The sequence below is a fragment of the Nitrosomonas sp. Nm132 genome (genome assembly GCF_900100485.1).
Classification (GTDB): domain Bacteria; phylum Pseudomonadota; class Gammaproteobacteria; order Burkholderiales; family Nitrosomonadaceae; genus Nitrosomonas.
In genome coordinates this window covers 162,619-178,433 of record NZ_FNDH01000002.1, presented here as the reverse complement: position 1 = coordinate 178,433, position 15,815 = coordinate 162,619, and the positions used below count along the sequence as shown (strand labels likewise).

Genomic DNA, 15,815 nt, shown 5'->3' with positions numbered 1-15,815 from the left:
GGCAGCGTGGCAAGCACAACGAAATGCTTCCGCACGTCCCATGGAGTGGCGCTTTACGAATGATGACGCTCGGGTAAAATTGAAGAAACTTTACCCGACTTTAGAAGAATGACTGAGTACTAGCTTAAAACAGGGGTTTCCAAACAATTTCTTGGAGCGATGATTGCCCATAGCACCAGGGTAAAAGAGCCGCAAGATAATCTGCAAGACAAAACATGCCTTAGTGAAACGAAGGCAAATGTTCATAACTTGCAAATTGAAATACATCTTCAAACTCAAATTCAATACCAGCCAGTGATATAATTGCATCCGAATTGAACAACCATACAGCCTGATTACCTGGGAATACCCGCTTGAAGCACACGAAAACCGATAGAAACGCCCCCAGTCATTTACCCGCTTTCCGCACATCATCATGTGTTTCAGAAGAAAAAATTCTGAACATGCTTCACTTCCACTTCCTGTTTTTGATTCAGCGCTACGGATATATCGATCGATCTATTTAATTTATTGGAGGAGAAATGAGTCATACATTGTTTGAAACCAAGATTCAGCGCGTGCAACGTTGCGAATTGGCTGTGCCAGGTTCGCGCCCCGAAATGTTTGAAAAGGCACTGAAAAGCGGAGTGGACTTTATCTTCCTGGATCTTGAGGATGCCGTTGCCCCGGACGATAAAATACAGGCTCGCAAAAATATCATCCAGGCGATCAACGATCTGGACTGGAAAGGGCATGGGATCACGCTTTCAGTGCGTATCAACGGTCTGGATACTCAATTTATGGTACGCGATGTGGTCGATCTGGTTGAACAGGCCGGGCGCAAGATCGATACCATTCTGATTCCCAAGGTGGGCGTTTATGCAGATGTCTACATGGTTGAAGCGATGCTCAATCAGCTGGAAATGCAGCAAGGATTAAAAAACAGGATCGGCATCGAAGCGCTTATCGAGACCGCGCTGGGGATGGCTAATGTCGAGGATATCGCCCGTAACGGCGCAGCCGGGCGACTGGAAGCGCTGCATTTTGGTGTGGCTGACTATGCCGCCAGTAACCGTGCACGCACTACCAATATTGGCGGACTCAATCCGGATTATCCCGGTGATCAATGGCACGCCGCCATCAGCCGAATGACTGTGGCATGTCGTGCTTTTGGCTTGAGGCCAATCGATGGGCCTTTTGGTGATATTCAGGATCCGGAAGGTTATAAGCAGGCTGCCAGACGAGCGGCTGCACTGGGCTGCGAGGGAAAATGGGCGATTCATCCGACCCAGATCGCTTTGGCCAACGAAGTATTTACGCCTCCTGCTGCTGAAATTGAAAAAGCCAGGCGGATTCTGGCTGCATTGAAAGAGGCGGCGGCGCAAGGAAAAGGCGCGGCCTCACTCGATGGCCGTTTGATTGATGCGGCTTCGGAAAGAATGGCCAATAATATTGTGAAAGCAGCTGAGGCGATTGCTGCAAAAAATAACTAATCAGCAGGCAGGTTTTTAAACAGTTCTTTGAAATTGAAAGGGGATAGGCATTGGATATTCACGAGTATCAGGCAAAAGAAATCTTGGCTGAATATGGTGTCAAGATTGCTGAAGGCGGCTTGGCATACACGGTGGAAGAAGCCGTGCAGCGTAGCCGGGAAATCGATGGAAATGTCTGGGTAGTCAAGGCGCAGATTCATTCTGGCGCACGCGGGAAAGCAGGCGGCATCAAAGTCTGTAGGACCCATGATGAAGTGGAGGCGGCAGCTGAAGCGCTCTTGGGCAAGAGACTGGTTACCCATCAGACGGGTCCGGGCGGCAAGATGTGCACCCGGCTTTATATCGAGGCGGGGACGGATATTGCCCGGGAGCTCTATCTGTCTTTCATGATCGACCGCAGTCATGAGCGTGTCATTATGGTGGGTTCTGCACAGGGCGGCATGGAGATCGAACGCCTCGCAGCCACTAATCCCGATGCAATCGTCAAAATCTATGTGGAACCCGCAGTAGGGTTACAGGATTTCCAGGCGCGCACCATGGCTTTTGCCTTAGGCGTTGGAGAAGATTTGCTCAATCACGCGGTTAAAACCATCAAGGGATGCTACCGTGCCTTGCGCGATCTGGATGCCAACATCCTGGAAATCAATCCACTGGTTGTGACCAAAAATAATGAGTTGCTGGCGTTGGATGCGAAAATGAGTTTCGATGAAAACGCGTTGTTCCGCCGTCATAGAATTGCCGAATTGCGCGACAAGACACAAATCGATCCACGCGAGGTGGCAGCAGCAGAGGCTGGCTTGAGCTATGTGGGACTGGATGGAGATATCGGCTGCATGATTAATGGCGCTGGCCTGGCGATGGCAACCATGGACATGATCAAGCTGGCAGGTGGTGAGCCCGCTAATTTCCTGGATGTCGGCGGAGGCGCATCGGCGGAACGTACCGAAAAAGCATTTCGCCTGGTGCTGGCTGATGAAGGCGTCAAGGCGATGCTGGTTAATATTTTTGCCGGAATTAACCGATGTGACTGGATTGCAGAAGGCGTGGTTCAAGCGGTTAAAAATATCGATATGAAAGTACCGCTGGTGGTGCGTTTATCTGGAACAAACGTTGAAGAAGGTCAGCGAATTATCGCAGACAGCGGTTTGCCGATTATTACCGCGGAAACATTGGCGGATGCGGCGGAAAAAGTGGTTCAGGCACGCAACGAAATGGTTGCAAAACAAGGGTAGGGAGGGACAGAGTGGCCATTTTAATTAATGAAAATACGCGCATTATTGTGCAAGGCTTCACAGGCAGAATTGGCAGCTTTCATGCGCAGGAAATGATCGAATATGGATCGAAAGTCGTAGGGGGTGTTACCCCGGGTAAGGGCGGGAAAACGCACTTGGGGCTACCCGTTTTCAATACCGTGAAAGAAGCGGTTGAACAGGTGGGGGCCGAGGCGAGCATCGTATTTGTGCCCCCGGCATTTGCCGCTGATTCGATCATGGAAGCAGCCGATGCTGGCATTAAATATTGTGTCTCGATTACAGATGGTATTCCGACTCAAGATATGATGACAGTCAAGAGTTTTTTACGCCGTTTTCCCAAGGCGCAAAGGATGATGTTGACCGGCCCCAATTGTTCAGGGACGATCAGCCCGGAACGTGCCATGCTGGGCATCATGCCAGGACATATCTATATGCGGGGTAATGTGGGGGTGGTTGGCCGTTCAGGGACGCTGGGCTATGAAGCTGCCGATCAAATGCGGCGGCTGGAGATCGGTATTTCCACCTCTATCGGGATTGGCGGTGATCCGATCATCGGGAGCTCCCACCGCGATGTGCTGGAAAAACTGGAACAGGATCCGGAAACCAAGGTGGCGCTGATGATTGGTGAAATCGGAGGGCCGCAGGAAGTGGAAGCCGGCATTTTTGCCAAAGAGAATATGAGCAAACCATTAATAGCCTATATTGCGGGATTGACGGCACCAGCCGGTCGGCGTATGGGACATGCGGGAGCAATCATTTCTTCTGCAGGAGAAAGCGCTGCAGAGAAAGTGGAGCGATTGAAAGAGCTGGGTGTCACCATATGCCCAACACCGTCTTTGATGGGAAAAACGGTCGCAGAAGTATTGGCCAAAATGTAGCCTGAAAGTTGTTTTCTCAACTTGCTGACCAGATTGATTGCGAAATCTGGTCAGCTTCCTTGAATCCGGCACAAGCACCCATACAATAAGCAAGGCGTTTTATGGTGTGCAAAATTGAAGTAATCGAATTTTTAATGATATGGAAATTAACCAGAAAACCGACAAAAAAAGAATTTCAGCGATAGCCCGTTTTCTCTTTTTATCACGTTGGCTGCAATTACCGCTCTATTTAGGGTTAGTACTGGCGCAGTGTGTCTATGTTTTTCACTTTTGGGTCGAGTTAATTGATCTGGTGGGTGCGATCATAGGTGACAAAGAGTCATTGAGGCATATTCTGCATATTGTTTCTCCTGAAGAAGGAGAAGCGCCCATGAAGATCACAGAAACGGCCATTATGCTGGTAGTGCTGGGTCTGATTGATGTGGTAATGATTTCTAATCTATTGATTATGGTGATTATTGGCGGATATGAGACGTTTGTTTCACGCATGAATCTGGAAGGCCACCCCGATCAGCCTGAATGGCTATCGCATGTCAATGCAGCGGTATTAAAGATCAAGCTCTCCACTGCCATTATCGGTATCTCGTCCATTCACTTGCTCAAGACCTTTATCAATGCCAGTGCTTATGATGAAAAGACATTGCTGGCCCAAACAGGCATTCATATTACTTTCTTGCTATCTGCAATGGCGATTGCCTATACAGATCGCCTGATGTCTATGACCCTGCACAACAGCATAGCGGAATCAGACGAGTGAAGGTGGCATAACGTCTAATAAATGGATAATGCCCAATAAGGCGGTTCCCACAGCTTGCCGCCTGATTGCTTCGCGATCTCCTGAGAAAAAATGGGTCTCGCTGCCTGCGAGCCCTTGCTTGGATGCCCAGGCAAAACACACCATCCCGACGGGTTTTTCTTGCGATCCGCCTGCTGGACCAGCAATGCCGGTTACCGCAACCGCTACCTGGGCATCGCTCATTTTAATGGCGCCTGTTGCCATTTCTTGCGCGGTTTGTTCGGATACTGCGCCATATTGAGTCAAAGTTGCCGCCTGCACACCCAACATTTGTTGCTTGGCGTGGTTACTATAGGTAATAAAACCCCGATCATACCAGGCTGAACTCCCCGCAACGGCTGTGACCACCTGACCTACCCAGCCGCCTGTGCACGATTCTGCACTGGCCAGCATCAAACCCCTTTCAGCAAGCGCTACGCCAACATGCTGTGCATAAGAAAGCAGCATGCGATCATCGACCATAGAGTCGCCTCTGAAAATTCATTTTGCGAACGAATTGCAGTACTTTGCGCCTAATCCTGTTTAGGTCAGAAGTAACTCTCGAATAAAACGAGTGACTTCCAGCCAGCGAGGCAAAGTAAGGTATAGAATGCTGCCAGTAGATCATCGAACATCACACCCAGCCCGCCACGAAGCTTGCGCTCATAGTATTTGATGGGCGGAGGTTTAAGGATGTCAAAAAAGCGAAATAATATAAACGCAGCGCCAGACCATAGCCAATGATCGGGAATGAAATAGAGCACTAGCATGAAAGCGACAATTTCATCCCATACCATACCGGGATGATCATGGGCGCGCAACGCTCTGCCAGTAATGGCACACGCCCAGATACCCAAAATGAAGAAAATATCAATAGCGAGTAATAGTGCGATCGGCTCGAGAAACGAATCCAGGGACCAGAATAAGGGAAAGGCAACCAGTGTTCCAAAGGTGCCCGGTGCCAACCGACTTAGCCCGACGCCAGCACCAAATGCAAGAAAGTGGGCAAAGCGGCTGTGAACAAACGCTAAATCAGGTTGCAAAGGAGGAAGTTTGAAACTGGACTGGTAGGACTCAGGTAAGGAAGTGGTCATAGCCTTTTTTCTCGTGGGTGATCGCGTGACCGTTTGCATCAAGAATGAATAATCCTTTACCCGGAGTAATTTTTCCAATACGGGCAAGGGGAACAGTCAATTCCTGAGACAATTGTATTATTTCGGGACGCTTTATCTCGGGAGCGGTAAAACAGAGTTCATAATCATCGCCTCCTGCCAGTAAACAGTCAACTGCAAGTGATAAAGGTAAATATCTTTGCATGGCCCATGAGCAGGCGATTCTTTCTAAATGGATCGTTGCGGCAACATGAGAGGATTCCAGAATATGTCCAAGATCAGCCAGTAATCCATCGGAAATATCAATCGCACTATGTGCAAGATCAACTAATCGCTGCCCAAGTTCGACGCGTGCTACGGGGGTATGAAGCGCAGCTGAACACACAGCCAGTTCTTCTGGATCCAGGGTGATGTGTTGTTGCAGATGAGCAAGCGCCAATGCGGCATTGCCTAAATACCCGGATATCCAGATATCATCTCCCGGAATGGCTCCACTTCTTTTCAGCGCTTTTCCTTTGGTGACTTCACCCATGATGTGTACGCCTATATTAAGCGGGCCACACGTCGTGTCACCACCTATGAGTTCCACCTGATATTTTCTGGCTAGCGTAAAGAAGCCATCCATAAACGCTTCCAGCCAGCCACTATTCATGGTTACCAGATTGGTAGGTAATGTCAGTGCGAGTGTAACCCAGCGGGGAATGGCCCCCATCGCTGCCATATCAGAGAGATTGACCGCCAAGGCTTTGTGACCAAGCTTGCCAGGATCGGTATCGGCGAAAAAATGCTGACCGGATACCAGGGTATCGGTAGAAACGGCCAAATCGGTCGTCGCTGTGTAGGGAATCAGCGCAGCATCATCGCCTATGCCAAGGATCGCCCGATGAGTCGGTCGTGTGAAATATCGACGGATAATATCAAACTCGGAACTCACGATCAGTCCATGGTATGAAATTGTTACCAGAAGGCAGCTAGAAATAGGGTGTTATATTGATTCAATTTTTTTCTTGGCTTGCGATTGAATTTCTATGGCGCGCAACTGTGCCGCGAGCTTATCCAGCACACCATTCACGTATTTGTATCCGTCGGTTCCTCCGTATGTCTTAGCGAGTTCTATGGCCTCATTGATAATGGCGCGATAAGGAGTTTCCAGATGGTGAATGAACTCGTAGGTGCTGAGTAAGAGAATGGAAGACTCAACCGGGCTGAGATCAATCAAAGGGCGATCAAGGTAAGGCTGAATATGGTGTTCCAGCGTGGTTGAATTTTTTAGCACACCGCGCAGTAAATCGGAAAAAAAAGATTCATCTGTTTTGGGAAAAATGTCTGTTTCACGTAATTGTGTTTCGATAAAACTCACATCGTTTCCAGCGACACGCCACTGATAAATGCCTTGTAATGCGAGCTCACGCGAAAGATGGCGGCGTTTCTTGTATTTAAAGCCGGTTTTTAAAGGTGAGGTAGGTTGGGTTGCAGTCATGAGCCAATTATTATGTCATTTCATCAAATTTTGCCAGAAGATTGGCCATTTCGATCGCCGCGCGTGCAGCTTCTATTCCTTTCTGGGTCATCCTGGCAAGCGCCTGATCATCATTGTCAGTCGTGAGTATGCCATTTGCTACAGGAATGCCCGTATCAAGCTGAACAGAGATTAATCCTCTTGCTGATTCATTCGATACCACTTCAAAATGATAGGTGTCGCCTCGTATGACGGCACCTAAAGCGATCAATGCATCAAACTGATCGGATAAGGCCATCTTTTGCAATGCCAATGGGATCTCCAGTGCACCAGGTACTGTAGCCAATAACAGGTTCGATTCTTGAACGCCCTGCTTGACTAATTCAGCGGTACAAGCGCCAAGTAGCCCCTCTGTTACTTCAATGTTAAAGCGGCTCATCACGATGCCAACGCGAAGCTCGGCACTATTGAGGCTGGTTTCAATTTCAGGGATATTGTCGTAATATGCCATGCTCACTCCAGTAAGCGTGCTAAAAGTTGAAGAAAGGTTGAAGAAATAGAAAAGGTTAGATTTTACTGTAAAGCGGTATATTTATTCAGAGTTTCCAGATATCCCGTCACTTCCAGACCAAAACCCGTCATGCTGGGCATTTTGCGTGGCGTCGCAAGCAAACGCATCTTGCCTACGCCAAGATCTTTCAGTATTTGCGCACCGATGCCATGATCCCGTAAATCTGTCTTGACCGAGTCATGATGCTGTGCCTGATTCTGCAAGAGACGTTCTGCCAGGATGGCAGCATCCCCCTTGCGATGCAACAGCACGATCACCCCTTGCCCTGTCTCTGCAATCACACGCATGGCATCATTGATGCTCCAGGAATGCATATGATCGTTGATATCCAGTACATCGATCACGGATAAAGGTTCATGCACGCGTACCAGTACTTCTTTATCTGGATGAAGCGTGCCTTTTACCAGCGCAAGGTGCGTAATATTGGCTGTTTTATCATGATAAGCAGTCAAGTGAAATTCACCATAGATAGTTTGAATGGGACGATCAGCCACCCGTGTCACCAAACTTTCCGTGAGGCTGCGGTGATGAATCAGATCTGCGATGGTGCCAATTTTGAGCTGATGTTTGGCGGAAAATTCGATGAGATCCGGTAGGCGCGCCATTTCACCATCATCTTTCAGGATTTCGCAGATCACCGCAGCCGGAGTCAATCCCGCCATCTGCGCCAGGTCGCACCCCGCTTCGGTATGTCCCGCGCGTACCAATACGCCCCCTTTTTGCGCCTTGAGCGGAAAAATATGGCCAGGCTGGACAATATCTTCGGATTTGGCATCTGCTTTGACAGCGGCTTGTATGGTGCGAGCGCGATCAGCTGCAGAAATCCCTGTCGTTACACCCGTTGCGGCCTCAATGGAAACAGTGAAGTTGGTTCCATGGGATGAATGGCTAGTCGAAACCATCAACGGCAATTTGAGTTGATGGCATCGTTCTTCCGTTAGCGTCAGACAGACCAGTCCTCGGCCATGCTTCGCCATGAAATTGATCGTTTCCGCGGTCACGAAATCAGCGGCCAGAACCAGATCGCCTTCATTTTCACGATCTTCTTCGTCAATGAGAATAACCATTTTTCCGGCCCTGAAATCCGTAATGATTTCCTCGATAGTGCTAATTGCCATATTTACTTAACTATAACTCCAGAAGATAGTTCCATTAGACGCGCGACATAGCGTGCCAGCATATCCGATTCCAAATTTAATCGTTCACCCCGTTTAAGATGCTTCAGATTCGTTTCAGCTAACGTATGGGGAATGAGATTGATTTCCAGGATATCGTCCTCTATACGATTGATGGTCAGGCTGACGCCATTTACCGTAATCGACCCTTTTGCTGCAATATATTTTAACAGTGATACCGGTGATTTGATCGCCAGCAGATAATTTTCCCCTGCTTGTTCGAATGTGGTGACTGTGCCTACTCCATCCACATGGCCGCTTACCAAGTGACCGCCTAATCGATCCGTTAATCGCATTGCTTTCTCCAGATTAACATAATTTCCGACGATATTCAGGCCATGTGTGCAGCTTAAAGTTTCATCTGAGACATCGACAGTAAAAAAAGTACTGGCTAATGAAGTGACCGTCAGACATACGCCATTAACTGCAATACTGTCACCGATCTTGACGTCACTCATATCCAGCTTGCCTGGGGCGATATGCAGGCCGAGCGCATTAGGCTTCTGGCTAATTTGTTTAATTTCCCCGACCGCTTCAATAATTCCTGTAAACATTTTTTATTTTCCAAACATTAAGATACTGCCACCTTGTTGATGCGGTTCTTGGCGGACAAGAACAGCATACGGCAGCTGCCTTAATTGCCGTACAGCAAATAACTGAGCGTTACTCAGTTTCCAACACATAAAGCCGGCTGGCTTTATCAACGCCACATAATAGGGATAGGGCCGAAACATTTTTCGCTTTCCAAAGGGTATTTGTCGCATTTGCCGAAACCAGCTTCGCTGGGTCGTATATTTCCACTTTCATGTTAAAGCCGAAGGCTGAATGATTATTTCATTTTATTTTCAATGTATTAACTATTCTACCTGCCGAGCATTCGGATAACAATAATTTCTGGCACGCTACTTGCTCATTATTTTTAATGAAGGCAACCAAAGTTGAACAAGTTGTCCTGACGAAAATGAAATCAAACGCGTTAACGCTGGGCCTGATGCCTGGATGAGTCACAAGCCGGAGCGTGACGGAGAACCTGAGAATTGGAGGACTAAGCCATGTATGAGAGCGAAAACATATTCGAATTCAATCCGGAAATGAGCAGTTTTGAGAGCGAGCAATACGAAGGTGAGCAATTTGAACAATTCGAAGACGGTGAAGCAGAATGGGCGGAGGTATTTAGCGAAAGTGAAGTGATGGAACTGACTGCCGAGCTTCTAGAAGTGACTAATGAAGAGGAGCTTGATCGCTTCCTGGGTGGGTTAATCAAGAAGGCCGGCGGAGCTCTCCGTAAGGTAGTGAAATCTCCCATTGGTCGAGCTGTGGGAGGGGTACTCAAGGGTGTTGCCAAAAAAGCCTTGCCCATTGCTGGCGGTGCGTTGGGTGCCTATTTCGGCGGGCCGTTAGGGGCCAAGATTGGCAGCGGTCTCGCCTCTGCAGCAGGTAGTGCGCTGGGGCTTGAACTTGAAGCATTGAGCCAGGAAGATCGTGAATTTGAAGGCGGAAAGCAATTCGTCCGTTTTGCCGCTAACACTGTCAAAAATGCAGTTTCAGCACCCGCTTCTATCGATCCACGCACTGCCGCTCAAGCTGCAGCAATTAAAGCTGCGCAAAAATATGCACCCAATCTGTTAGCCTCGGGCTCAGGATCTGCTGCGCCATCGACTGTGCCGGGTAAGGGCCGTAGTGGTCGATGGATTCGGCGAGGCCGCAACATCATTATTCTCAATGCGTGAACAACCCCTGGCAACACATTTCTCAAGGAGGATAACGCCATGCACGATATCGACCGCACTCAACTGGAAACCAGCCATGAGCTGGAAAATTACGAATATGAACAATACGAAGATGGTGAAACCGAATGGAGCACTGAAGCGGGTGTTTTCAGTGAAGCAGAAGCGATGGAGCTCGCTGCCGAGCTGTTGGAGGTCAGCAGTGAAGCAGAGCTGGAGCAGTTCCTGGGTAGCCTCATCAAAAGGGCTGGTCGAGTCGCCGGCCAGTTTATCAAGTCACCGGTAGGCCAACAGCTCGGCGGGCTCTTGAAAGGCGCAGCCAAGAAAGCGCTGCCCATGGTGGGCAGCGCTATCGGCGGTTATTTCGGCGGCAGTAGCGGCGCCAAAATCGGCAGTCAGGTTGCATCCACTGCTGGTCGAATCTTCGGTTTGGAATTGGAGGGATTAAGTCTGGAGGACCAGGAATACGAGGCCGCGAAAAGCTTCGTTCAGTTTGCCGGAACAGCCGCTAAAAATGCAGCCTCAGCGCCACCGACGGCTAATCCGCGAGCAGCCGCTCAATCGGCCGTGCTGGCAGCCGCTCGTCAACTGGCTCCAGGTCTAGTCAGTGGCATCCGGCCTACAGTTCCTGGCGGCACCGCGGGTACAGTCTGTCCTTCTTGCGGAAGTGGAGCGAGAAGCGGTCGCTGGATGCGCCGTGGCAACAAGATTATTCTGTTTGGGGTTTGAGCCATCATGGCCGCCGCTTCCTATGCCACATGGATGCTCGAGCAGGAAGCTCGTGCGTTGATGACCAGATTAGAACGCATCAAGCCTTTTGCATTGCATGAAAGCATGTTGCCGGCGGCGGCTATTCTGCCAGCAGCACAAACCGGCATCGAACGGTATCTCATGAAAGGCCGGCGAGAGCTGAGAGGTTTAATCCGGCGTTATATAAGCTGGTTGCGGGGGCCGTCAGGTCAAAGAGCGAGCCCAGCGCAGGCGCAACGGCTATTTTCAATACTCCGGCTTAGGTTCAATACCGTCTTGACTCAGTTCGATTTGTTCAACGATGCATTGACGCAACGTAGCGAGAATGAAATCGGTGTGTGGCTTTCAGGACTCGATGTCGTTTCTGCCGACGCGCTGACATTGACTGGTCATTACTATGATGTGCCCCCCGTCATCTGTTATTTCGATCGCGGCGTCGGGGCCGCCATTCGGCGGGTTCGCACACGGCTCCCGGGTGGTGGCGAAAATCCGGTGGCTGTGATTCGTGTGCCGAGGGAACGTCTGATCGGCAGCGGTATCGCCTCTTCCCTGGTTCACGAAGTGGGTCATCAGGCTGCTGCTCTGCTTAATTTGGTGAATTCACTTCGTCCTGTTTTGCAAGGAATGCAACGAGGCAGCGGATCTCATAGCGCCATCTGGTCGTTATGGGAGCGGTGGATTTCCGAGGTCGTTGCTGATTTTTGGTCTGTTGCTCGCATCGGGATTGCTTCTACTTTGGGGTTAATGGGTGTCGTAAGCCTGCCGCGTGCTTTTATGTTCCGCCTGAATCGGGATGATCCCCATCCTTCTCCTTGGATACGCGTCAAGCTGAGCTGTGCCATGGGGCAGGCGCTCTATCCTCATCCGCAGTGGGAACGCCTGGCTCGGTTATGGGAAGCGTATTACCCGCTTAGCGGACTGGGTGCAGAGCAGCAGCGGAATTATGGTGCTTTGCAGGCGACGTTACCTGGCTTTGTCGCACTGTTGGTTAACCACAGACCCCTAAGCCTGCGCGGCCATAGCCTGGCCGAAGCCTTGCAGGTGCGAAACCGTCAACCGCACTATCTTCAGGCGCTTTTGCAGGTTTGGCGGCAACAGCCGTCGAAAATGTACCGGGCGCCCCCTACCTTGGCTTTTGCCGTGATTGGTCAGGCGCGTTCCGACGGTCGCATGAGTCCGGAACAGGAAAGCGCCATCCTGTCCAAACTGCTGACTCACTGGGCGCTGAGCAGCACCTTGCAAGTATCCGAAGACTGCTCCAGACAGGGCTGGGGACACAGAACACCAGAGTTTAAACTGGCAATCCAATATTGATCATCATTTATTAAGGAGACGTCCATGTCTACAAAAAATACGCAGTTAGGTAAAGTGACCATTTTGGTGACCGACGACCCTACCGTCCAAAATACCCCAATAAGAAATGCTTGGGTTACCCTTACCCGCCGAGGTAAAGAAAGCGCTGGGCAAGCTCAGCAGAAATCTAAAACGAAAGGAGGCGTCGAAGAGCATTCGGATGAGTATTCTTGCGAAGAAAAAATTTATCGAAAAGAGACTAATGAAGATGCTCTTGCCATTCTCGAAGTACCCTGTGGCGACTATGAAATCTGTTGCGAAGCTTTTGGAATCGTCTCTAAAAAAGCGGACATCACGGTAACACAGGACAGCTGTCTCACTAGAACAATAGTCATTCCTTTGCAGTTTGACATCGAGTGGGGAGCACTTGCGGAGAATTGTCAAGGAACAGAATTTAATCAGTGCATTCAGGCGGATGCAGGAACTACCTGGGTTTTCAGCGTCCATCATAACTTAACAATACAACCGGGAAATCGAAAGATCAGATGGGCAACAACCCGCGGCCATTTTTATGAATCCGATACCGCGCGCGATATGGTTCATCTCAGTACGCATGGGCATGTGGGTGAAATCAGAGTCAGCGCCACAATGAGCGAAATAGGAAGCGCCTCAGTCACCAAGGAAATACCTGTCTTTTCCAATCAGCCGCCAATAACCAATGTTGAAGGCAATCTAAACGTCTCGCTGACGCGTACGGAGACTTCTTTCACTGAAGACACCGCGTTCTGGACAGGAATTCGCAACAGCACAGACGCACTCTCGTTCAATAATTATCTTCGCTTCATGGATTGGATTTTTTGTGGCGGGAAACCTCCAAACCCAAAAAATGGCTTTGAAGATGGGCGTTTTATTACCAAGAAAGAAGAATACGATCGACTGAAGATTCAACGTTTCCTACCCTTTGCCGACTCCGACGCCTATCGCGTCATGAAGGCAGCCACCGAGGCCTTCGTGATGGTCAACTGCGGCGTGCAGCAAGAACCGCTACCGTTCGATCCGAATACGAATCGCCCAAATCGCGATGACGCCTATCTTAACCGCAGAGACCTGCCCATTCCAGACGTGGGGCTGAGTACTGCTTTCGACCAATATCTTGTGCCCGTGAACGGCGATAAAACACTGCCTTATCTTGCGGTTATTCGGCGAAAACTACCCGATATTCCAATCAAGACTACATTGTTCGAAAATGCTGTCCCGAGAAACCAAGGAGATTTAGCCGAAATATTCGACAATTGCTTCGGTTTGCTGCAAGAGAAACTTGAAAACCCTTGCCTGTTGGAACTCATCTGGTCCTACTGGCACGAAGAAGGCATGCTCGTGCAGTCGATGAACGCTATCTCGCGACGCTTCCAGAACATACGCTCGTCAGTCCAGGACCCGCTTGCTAACCTGGAGATGGATCCATTGCGTCCACTCAATAATTTGCTATGGAGTTATATCCAGGATGAGCCGCATCGGCTGACGATCAATCGGCGCAACTACGAATACGATCACCATTACGGTTTGCGACTGGAAGGTAAGGCTGTTCAGAATTTCAGTCCTGTGGATACACGTTCGAAATTCCTGGAGGCATTCCACCACTTGTTACGCTTGTGTACCGTGTTCTATAAGCAGGATGACGATACCACGGTTAAAGCCGACGCCTTCCCGGTGCTCAATGCGCTCAAGGAAGTGCATTTGATTCTTTCCCAAGGGGCTCACAACCAGTTCGGAGATCTGCCGTCGAGTGCCCGCATTGAAATGCTGATGCAGCAGTGGTTGCTGGCCAGACCCGAATTTCGGGAGCTTTTGCCGACCCGTATCATGGTGGCTTACCCTGAGCCCTGGATGGACCGCGTCGATGCGATGAAGAAACTCCAGGGTTGGACCGACACCAGTGTACTGCACTTCCGCAACCTTGGCATGTTCGGCGAGCAGCTATTGCTTTCAATCCGCTGGGGTCATTGGAGCGATGAGTTCGAGCCTGTTAAGGCGCTTAATTGGGCACGGTTTTTCCGTCCGCAGGCGCAGGGTTACATCCATGCTTACCGTGCGGCAACGGGCGTGGATCTATCGGCTGATCCAACGGTGAATGCGCGTGTGGATTCCACCTTGCCATCAGTATTGTTGCAGAAGCGGCTGGCAAGCCAACAGCGGGCAAGTTGAGGTCATCAAACATGATCAACTTCACTTCGGCACTCTACCTTGGGTTGCATCACCCGAGTTGGCTTCTGCAGCCTTGGAAGCAGCTCACCTTGGGTGTGCCGGCAGCTCTGGCCGAACCCCCCGGTGCCGAAGAAGTGGCTCAAAGACTGGCGCAGTTACAGGGCTGCGAGCAAGGCGTTCTGATGCCTTCCACCTTGCATTTGTTTTGGGATTTATTCGGGATGTTATGCCTGCAACCGGTGACTGTATATCTGGATGAGGGGGCTTATGCAACCGTGCGGTGGGGAGTGGAGCGGGTAGGTGCAAGAGGTGTTGCCGTTCACCGCTTTCGTCATCACGATGCCACAGCGCTTTTGTCTCAAATTAAGCTGCAGATACGTAAAAGGAAATATCCGGTGGTGGTCGCCAATGGCTTCTGCCCCGTTTGTAGCAAGGCAGCCCCCATCGGCGACTATTTGGAGATTGTGAGACGCTTTGGCGGTCTGCTGGTTTTGGATGATACTCAGGCGTTGGGCATCTTGGGGGAAGCGCCCGTAGGGTGTGCCCCCTATGGCCATGGCGGGGGAGGCATTTTGCGCTGGAGTGGGCATTCCGGGCCGGACATCCTGGTGGGTTCTTCTCTGGCAAAGGGGTTGGGTGTGCCGGTAGCGGTTCTTGCAGGGAGCCAGCATTGGCTCAAACGATTTAAAACTGCAAGCGACACCCGAGTGCATAGCAGTCCTCCTTCGGTGGCCGTTATCCAGGCTGCTGCGCATGCGCTGACGGTAAACCAGGTTCAGGGTAATTTGTTGAGACAAAGGCTCGCTCAGCGAGTCGGACAATTCCGAAAAGGATTGGAGTTCGTCGGAGGGTCTTCCGCCGGCGGCTGGTTTCCAGTTCAAACCCTCCACGGCATTGCTGGGGATGCGGCTGTGCGGCTACACCAACGTCTTTCTCAGCGGGGCGTTCAAGCCGTATTATCACGCCCCCACAATAATAGGGAAGCCCGTCTGAGTTTTTTGATCACGGCCCGGCACTGCGCTATGGAGATGGATCGATGTATAGATATGTTGGATTCATTGGCCAATAGTGTCAAAACTCCAACAAACAACGAACAGCTTAAGGGGCAGCCAACTTCGGCCTGCCAATCAAGATAGTGACACTAC

16 protein-coding genes are annotated in these 15,815 nt (G+C 50.2%); 9 read left to right on the top strand and 7 right to left on the bottom strand.

The features are described 5' to 3' along the window. Positions 1-521 precede the first annotated feature (521 nt). The 4 genes from BLP80_RS01730 to BLP80_RS01715 all read left to right on the top strand — a co-directional run bounded on the left by BLP80_RS01730 (position 522) and on the right by BLP80_RS01715 (position 4,360). On the top strand, positions 522-1,472 hold the full coding sequence (locus BLP80_RS01730; protein WP_090539516.1) for an HpcH/HpaI aldolase/citrate lyase family protein: 951 nt from the start codon (positions 522-524) through the stop codon (positions 1,470-1,472). Between the two features lie 50 nt (positions 1,473-1,522). Next, entirely contained in the window at positions 1,523-2,704 is a 1,182-nt protein-coding gene (locus tag BLP80_RS01725) for a malate--CoA ligase subunit beta (protein ID WP_090539514.1), read from the top strand. Between the two features lie 11 nt (positions 2,705-2,715). Beyond that, the gene (gene sucD, locus BLP80_RS01720; RefSeq protein WP_090539512.1) at positions 2,716-3,603 is read left to right on the top strand and encodes a succinate--CoA ligase subunit alpha; all 888 of its coding nucleotides are present in this window, start codon (positions 2,716-2,718) and stop codon (positions 3,601-3,603) included. A gap of 139 nt (positions 3,604-3,742) precedes the next feature. Then, positions 3,743-4,360, top strand: coding sequence for a YqhA family protein (locus BLP80_RS01715; protein WP_090539510.1), 618 nt, complete (start codon positions 3,743-3,745; stop codon positions 4,358-4,360). On the opposite strand, the gene BLP80_RS01710 is transcribed toward BLP80_RS01715, so the two are convergent. The 7 genes from BLP80_RS01710 to BLP80_RS01680 form a co-directional block, all read right to left on the bottom strand. Beyond that, a complete protein-coding gene (locus tag BLP80_RS01710) occupies positions 4,349-4,861 on the bottom strand; it encodes a CinA family protein (protein ID WP_090539508.1) in 513 nt (170 codons plus the stop codon). The genes BLP80_RS01715 and BLP80_RS01710 overlap by 12 nt on opposite strands. 65 nt (positions 4,862-4,926) lie before the next feature. Beyond that, the gene (locus tag BLP80_RS01705) at positions 4,927-5,472 is read right to left on the bottom strand and encodes a phosphatidylglycerophosphatase A family protein (RefSeq protein WP_090539506.1); all 546 of its coding nucleotides are present in this window, start codon (positions 5,470-5,472) and stop codon (positions 4,927-4,929) included. Beyond that, positions 5,453-6,424 carry a thiamine-phosphate kinase gene (gene thiL, locus BLP80_RS01700; RefSeq protein ID WP_090539504.1) on the bottom strand — a complete coding sequence of 324 codons (972 nt, stop codon included), beginning with the start codon at positions 6,422-6,424 and terminating at the stop codon, positions 5,453-5,455. The genes BLP80_RS01705 and thiL overlap by 20 nt, the downstream gene beginning before the upstream one ends. A 51-nt stretch (positions 6,425-6,475) precedes the next feature. Beyond that, entirely contained in the window at positions 6,476-6,970 is a 495-nt protein-coding gene (gene nusB / locus BLP80_RS01695; protein ID WP_090539502.1) for a transcription antitermination factor NusB, read from the bottom strand. A 10-nt stretch (positions 6,971-6,980) separates the two neighbouring features. Further along, entirely contained in the window at positions 6,981-7,460 is a 480-nt protein-coding gene (gene ribH, locus BLP80_RS01690) for a 6,7-dimethyl-8-ribityllumazine synthase (RefSeq protein ID WP_090539500.1), read from the bottom strand. Positions 7,461-7,522: 62 nt separating this feature from the next. Next, on the bottom strand, positions 7,523-8,638 hold the full coding sequence (ribBA, locus tag BLP80_RS01685) for a bifunctional 3,4-dihydroxy-2-butanone-4-phosphate synthase/GTP cyclohydrolase II (protein WP_090539498.1): 1,116 nt from the start codon (positions 8,636-8,638) through the stop codon (positions 7,523-7,525). Positions 8,639-8,640: 2 nt separating this feature from the next. After that, positions 8,641-9,249: a riboflavin synthase gene (locus tag BLP80_RS01680; protein ID WP_090539495.1), complete on the bottom strand. Its 609-nt coding sequence runs from the start codon at positions 9,247-9,249 to the stop codon at positions 8,641-8,643. Between the two features lie 498 nt (positions 9,250-9,747). Between BLP80_RS01680 and BLP80_RS01675 the strand changes: the two genes are divergently transcribed. Genes BLP80_RS01675 through BLP80_RS01655 form a run of 5 tightly spaced genes read left to right on the top strand, consistent with a single transcriptional unit; the run spans position 9,748 to position 15,806 of the window. Beyond that, on the top strand, positions 9,748-10,425 hold the full coding sequence (locus BLP80_RS01675; RefSeq protein ID WP_090539493.1) for a hypothetical protein: 678 nt from the start codon (positions 9,748-9,750) through the stop codon (positions 10,423-10,425). A 39-nt stretch (positions 10,426-10,464) separates the two neighbouring features. Continuing rightward, positions 10,465-11,151, top strand: a complete 687-nt coding sequence (locus BLP80_RS01670) for a hypothetical protein (protein WP_090539491.1) — start codon at positions 10,465-10,467, stop codon at positions 11,149-11,151. 6 nt (positions 11,152-11,157) lie between these two features. Then, complete coding sequence (locus tag BLP80_RS01665; RefSeq protein ID WP_090539489.1) at positions 11,158-12,486, top strand: hypothetical protein; 1,329 nt, start codon at positions 11,158-11,160, stop codon at positions 12,484-12,486. A 24-nt stretch (positions 12,487-12,510) separates the two neighbouring features. Next, entirely contained in the window at positions 12,511-14,670 is a 2,160-nt protein-coding gene (locus BLP80_RS01660; protein WP_090539487.1) for a hypothetical protein, read from the top strand. 11 nt (positions 14,671-14,681) lie between these two features. After that, entirely contained in the window at positions 14,682-15,806 is a 1,125-nt protein-coding gene (locus tag BLP80_RS01655) for a pyridoxal phosphate-dependent aminotransferase family protein (RefSeq protein ID WP_090539486.1), read from the top strand. The last annotated feature ends 9 nt before the right edge of the window (positions 15,807-15,815 follow it).